The organism is candidate division TA06 bacterium, from assembly GCA_004376575.1.
Lineage (GTDB): Bacteria > Hydrothermota > DG-26 > E44-bin18 > E44-bin18 > E44-bin18.
Genome location: SOJN01000043.1, coordinates 1 through 6,055 on the forward strand (window position 1 = coordinate 1; position 6,055 = coordinate 6,055).

Genomic DNA, 6,055 nt, shown 5'->3' on the forward strand with positions numbered 1-6,055 from the left:
TATCAGTTCAAGTGGGATGGAATGGTCTGGGCCAAGACGACTGTGGGCTCGGGCGGAGATTTTATGAATGATGTTGCCGTAGGAGATGGTAATAGCGACGGCGAAACGGAGGTATACGGGGCAAACTCTGATCGCAAGATCTATCAGTTTAAGTGGGATGGGATGAGTTGGGTGAAGACAGTAGTGGACTCCAGCAATGGAACTATGTCTGGGGTTGCAGTAGGAGATGGCAATAACGACAGCGAGATTGAAGTATATGGTTCAAACTGGAACTCCTCAATAATCTATCAGTTAAAATGGGACGGGAACAGTTGGATAAGAACAACTGTGGGCTCTGGTGGACGGTACGAAGTTGTAGTGGGAGATGGCAACGGCGACGGTGAAATGGAAGTGTATGGAGCAGATGTAATCCACGTGTATCAGTTCAAGTGGGACGGACTGAGTTGGCAGAAGACGACCGCGGGTTCTGGCAGAAGCATCATATCCGGCGTCGCTGTCGGAGATGGCAATGGGGACGGAGAGAGGGAGGTTTATGGGGCAAATGGGGACTTTGCTGTGTGGGAGTTCAAGTGGAATGGGCTGGGTTGGACTGAAACGACTGTGGGGTCTGGCGGCGACATCATGTCTAGCGTCGCAGTCGGAGACGGAAACAATGACGGCCAGATGGAAGTGTATGGCGCAAGTCGAGATCAGAATGTCTATATGTTCAAGCCCGCTCGTGCCCCTGCCATGATACTACCGGACACTACACATCACTTCGGTTGGGTTTCTCTCGGTGACTCCGTTGACTGGGAATGGCTGGTGATCAAGAATGCAGGCGTTGATACGCTATTTGTGGACAGCCTCACATCGGACACTGTAGCTTATGTAGCTACAGACCCTTCATTCCCTGATACCATACTGCCTGGGGATTCAACACTTGTGACAGTAAGGTTTAAGCCGTTAACCGCAGGACCAGTGTCCAGCACACTTTGGATTCATTCAAATGATCCGCACGAACCCGTCGCGGGGATTTCTCTGATGGGAACAGGCATTACAAACGCACCAGGGGTCGGCCATATCTGGCCGAGTGCAGGGATAGATGAGCAACCTGTCACCGCCCATATATACGGTGACAATTTTCAGTTTCCCCAGATATCATCAGTGAAATTCATAAGGTCTGGTTACCCCGACATTGATGGTGCTTCAATAAACATTGCATCACAAAAATATCTGACCTGCACCTTTGATCTGTTTGGCAGTTCAACCGGGATCTATGACCTTACTGTGACAAGCGACTCCGGTTCAGACACCCTGTCCAGATGCTTTACTGTCTATTCGGCATCCGACTCGCCCTGCGTATGGGTGAGAACCACTGTGAGCTCTGGTGTTGGCAGGATACCTGGAGTTACTGTAGGAGATGGAAACGGTGACGGTGAAATAGAGCTGTATAGTGCAAACACCAATCGTAACATCTATCAATTCAAGTGGGATGGAATAGGCTGGATCGAGACGATTGTCGGCTCTGGCGATAAACCGGTGTGGGACGTGGCGGTGGGCGATGGCAATCGTGACCGTAAGATAGAAGTGTATGGCGCGAACCTGGATACCATGATCTACCAATTCAAGTGGGATGGAACCATCTGGGCAAAGACAGTAGTCGGTTCCGGTGAATTCTTCCCTACGGGAGTTGCCCTGGGAGATGGTAATCGTGATGGTTCCATAGAGATATATACGTCAAGTGGGGAGGGCAGTATCTATCAATTCAAGTGGGATGGGATAGGTTGGATCAGGACGACTGTGGGGTCTGGCGGCTGGCATATGGGTGACGTATCGGTAGGAGACGGCGATGGGGATGGTGACGTGGAGGTCTACGGGGCAAATTGGGATCGCAACGTCTATCAGTTCAGCTGGGACGGAATGAACTGGGTAAGGGTGAGTGTCGGTTCCGGGGGAGACGACATGAGCGGAGTTGCCCTCGGAGATGGCAATAGCGACGGTGAGATAGAGGTATACGGGGCAAATCATGATGGCAACATCTATCAGTTTAAGTGGGACGGGGTGAGTTGGCAGAAGACGACTGTGGGCTCGGGCGATAGTCTTATGTTCGGAGTTGCAGTGGGAGATGGGAATGGAGATGGCGAGATGGAAGTATACGGAGCGAATTATGATAGTACCATGTACCAGTTTAAGTGGGATGGGGTAGGTTGGGTCAGGACCACTGTGGGCTCTGGCGAGCATTGGATGCGAGCAGTGGCCATTGGGGACGGCAATGACGACGGTGAAATGGAGGTCTATGGTGGGGGTTGGGACGGGGCTGTCTACGAATTTAAGCCTGCTCTCACTGGCATAGAAGAGGCCAGAACCATTTCTGGGTACTTCTCGTTTGGCCTCAAAAGCAATCCAGCGAGGAATAAAGTGATCTTTAATCTGACAGTTCCCCAGGCCGGCGAAATCACTCTCCGGATTTACGATGTTGCGGGAAGACTGATTGATACACCAATGGCGGGCAAGAAAACACCTGGCCTCTACGAAATCTCTTGCACATCAGAGATGAGCTCTGGTGTCTATTTCTACCGTCTCGAATCACCTTGGGGTAGGAAGACTGGAAAATTCGTCTTCATCCGATAATCGCCATCCCTAAGCACCGCCACGACCCTAAGCAGTACAAAGCGCACCCTACAACTCAACACACAATCAGTTCTACCACCTTCGGCCCATTGGAGCTAATAGTCAATTGTCAACATGTCGTCGCGGAGGCTATTGCCAGGTCGGTCAGAGGGATTCTATGGGGAGCGGCGTGTCTAGAGGGGTAACTTACATAACCTTCAGCCCATTAGGGACTACTGTAAATACGTGAAAATTGCCGAATAACTCACCATTTTCACCTGTCGATATGTGCTCAATTGTCAACATATCAACACAACAGTTCAACTATGTGGGTGGGCAGGTGGTTCGTTACCTCTCTGGAACGTTCTGCGTTCCCTACCTGGGAAACTTGGTGCTGGACTGGTGGCTAACCCTTGTCCAGACCCCGAATCCTTCGGGGCAGGCCCCGTGTATCTCACTTCGTGAGAAACGGGGGGCCGTAGAACGCCCCAGGCAGGCCGGACTCACACCGGCAAGAGCTAAGGAGCTTCACTCGACGCACTCAAGTTGAAAATCCTGAGAGAAATCGAAGGGCCCCGTCCCCAGGTCTTTTTCATCAAACACCACTTGTCAAACAGCATGCGCACATTCGCGCATATTCACATATGTACATATGTGAATATGTGCATAGGTGAAAGTGTGGAAATGGTGAGTTGAGTGGGGCGTTGACAGCAGGGGTGGGATGGGATAGAATCGCTTATAGGAAGTGACGAGAGTATCGTCTTTGAGGACAAAATGCGAAGCCAGTCGTAGCTACCTGAGCGTAGACTAGCGAAGCCCGGCGGAGTCAGGGAAGACATAGTCGGGTCAGAAAGTCGTAGATCCTTCGAGAATTCAGAGGGTCAAGCACCGTCCCCAGATCCTTGAGCCTGAATCTAGTGGTGCGGGGACGCGATGCGGCGATTCGAAAGTAAGAAGACTAGCTCCGAAACCAACTTGTTTTGGAAAGGAGGAGCGCCATGTGCAAACGGCTGTCGATGGCTCTGCTATCGATCTTGTTGATTGTTTCCGTCGTATGCGCGAAACAGCTGCTGCAAGATGTGATTTATGTGAAAGACGGTTCGATTATTCGCGGAACGATAATCGAGCAAATACCAAATGTCTCAGTGAAGATCCAAACCGAGGGCTGTAACGTCTTTGTCTACCGGGTGGAGGACATTGAGAAGATCACAAGGGAGCAACCACTCAAACAACATGGCATATATGAGCGGAAAAGCCCTTGGGCCGCCCTCGGATGGTCTCTGCTCGGTGGATTCTTCCTACCGATTCAAGGAGCCGGGCAGTGGTACAATGGTGAGGGGGTAAAAGGGACCGCATTCTTTGCGGTGGGTCTCGCAAGTGCAATCGCCCTCTTCAGCGGACTCGAGAGTGAAAATGAGGGTCTTGCTACTGGTGGCGCGCTTGTGTACCTTGGTTCTTATATATACAGCAGTGTTGACGCGTACAATTCAGCGTATCGAATAAACCGTGGGCACGGATACACGTTCTATCGTGGAAAGCCAGGGTTTGCCGTTACATACGACTTGATTCAGGACAGAGAGCCGCGCATAGCCCTTGAGGCTAGAGTACCGTTCTAGACACGATACGGCTCCTGGGTGCGTGTTCTTCTGGAGAGCTGAGGGTGCGGTGAGACAGAAGGACATAGTTCTCATAAGAACTCCTGATAACGTATCTTGGGTTTGCCTTGCCTATTGCTTCGCCATTTAGATAGTAGAGCAACAGCTCAGTTCTGTCAACCCACATTCACTCACCAAATTCCTAGCTCTCTACACCTGCATATGTGAACATGTGAGCACATGAACATGTGTAATGACGGTTTTCGATCTTCGATTTTCGATTTTCGTGTCTTCTGGGCTTGGGATGGGACAGAATCGGGCATGAGAAGTGAGGAGAATATCGTCTTTGGGGGAAAAGTGTCAGAAAGTCAAGTTGGAAATCCTTCGAGTATTCGGAGGGCACCGAGCACAAGCACACACCCGGCTCACATGTCAGAAGCATGGCACCTTTTTAAGTCATACCGTGTGACTAAGAGAATGAGACCTGATAGCTGAGCCCTCCTTCCAGAAACCATGAATTACACGTTTATCGTTAAAAAGTTGTCGATTTTCGTTGACAAATGACCCACCCGGCTCATAGAATCGTGCTGATAACCTAAGACCCAGGAAGGGAGGCGAAGAAGCAATGGCAGATGAAAGGAGAGAAAGGTTCTTGCAAAGGGGTTGGAAGACATGTCGTCTACTTGGCGTCGCTCTATTGGCCTTGGGCTTCATCGAGGCTGTGGCAATGTTCGTGACAATGGCTTCCTCAGGTTGGCGTCAGTGGCCACCGGCCTTGTCAGGGGTCAATCCAGTTGTCCATTTGATAATGGGCTACTTCTTCCTTTTGGGAGCCAACATCATAAAGACGCTCCTGGAGATCATCGACGAACTCAAGACTACGGTCTAAGAGGTGTAAACATGCCCATTATCGTCAATCTGGACCGGGTTCTAGTGAACAGGAAGATGCGTCTGACGGAGCTGTCAGGGATGACCGGTATCGCACTCAATAACCTCTCCATACTGAAAACAGGGAAGGCTAGGGCTGTCCGGTTTAGTACTTTGGAGGCGATCTGCAAGGCGCTCCGCTGCAAGCCAGGAGACATTTTGGACTACCAAGGGGAAGCCTTAGAAGCAAAGGACACCGTGCCGAACGATTGAGTCCCCCGTGCGCTGACAGCCGCAGTGCTCTGTTGACTTCAGGCGTACAATGGGACAGAATCATTCAAAGGAAGTAACCAGAGTATCGTCTTTGAGGGCAAAAATGTCAAAATGTCAAGCACCGTCCCCAAGGTTTTCCTTACCTGGTATACTCCGCCAGGCTTGCACTCAGCCAGACCAGACCGAGTAGCGACCTGACGACATGTGCACAATTGTCAACATGTCGTCGCACGGGTCATTAGGGAATGGGACACCGACCCTCTATGGAAGTGGTTCATGTCTGAAGGGCTGGTCTTCATGACCTTCAGCTCATTAGGGACTACTGTAAATATGTGAAAATTGCTGGATAGCTTGCGATTTTTACCTGTCGATATGTGCTCAATTGTCAACATATCGACATATTAGGCTGAGGAGGTATTGGGTTCTCGTCTTTTTCGGTTTTTCGAAAAAGTGAAAAAGAGGATTGGTGGCTAAGCTTTAGCCAGACCCCGAATCCTTCGGGGCAGGCCCCGTGTATCTCACTTCGCGAGAAACGGGGGAGCCCGTACTCACACCGGCAAAGCCCGACGCTTGTCCGTCGAAGCTAGCGAGAGCGAAGACGGGAAGTCAACCCAGACGTAGGCGGGCAAGAGTTAAGGAGCTTCTCGGCGCTCCCATGCACCGTCCCCAGGTTTTTTCTCTGGTCTACTACTCTTTCCGTCCTGCTGGTTCTGAGGATGGGAGCGAAACGT

General features: G+C 50.9%; 4 protein-coding genes. All 4 read left to right on the top strand.

What is annotated here, in order from left to right:
* Positions 1-2,610, top strand: a 2,610-nt coding sequence (locus tag E3J62_03145) for a T9SS type A sorting domain-containing protein (protein TET46809.1), incomplete at its 5' end; no start/stop codon positions are given.
* Positions 2,611-3,587: 977 nt separating this feature from the next.
* Complete coding sequence (locus tag E3J62_03150; GenBank protein TET46810.1) at positions 3,588-4,205, top strand: hypothetical protein; 618 nt, start codon at positions 3,588-3,590, stop codon at positions 4,203-4,205.
* A 604-nt stretch (positions 4,206-4,809) separates the two neighbouring features.
* Positions 4,810-5,073, top strand: a complete 264-nt coding sequence (locus tag E3J62_03155) for a hypothetical protein (GenBank protein TET46811.1) — start codon at positions 4,810-4,812, stop codon at positions 5,071-5,073.
* An 11-nt stretch (positions 5,074-5,084) separates the two neighbouring features.
* Complete coding sequence (locus tag E3J62_03160) at positions 5,085-5,324, top strand: transcriptional regulator (protein ID TET46812.1); 240 nt, start codon at positions 5,085-5,087, stop codon at positions 5,322-5,324.
* Positions 5,325-6,055: the final 731 nt, after the last annotated feature.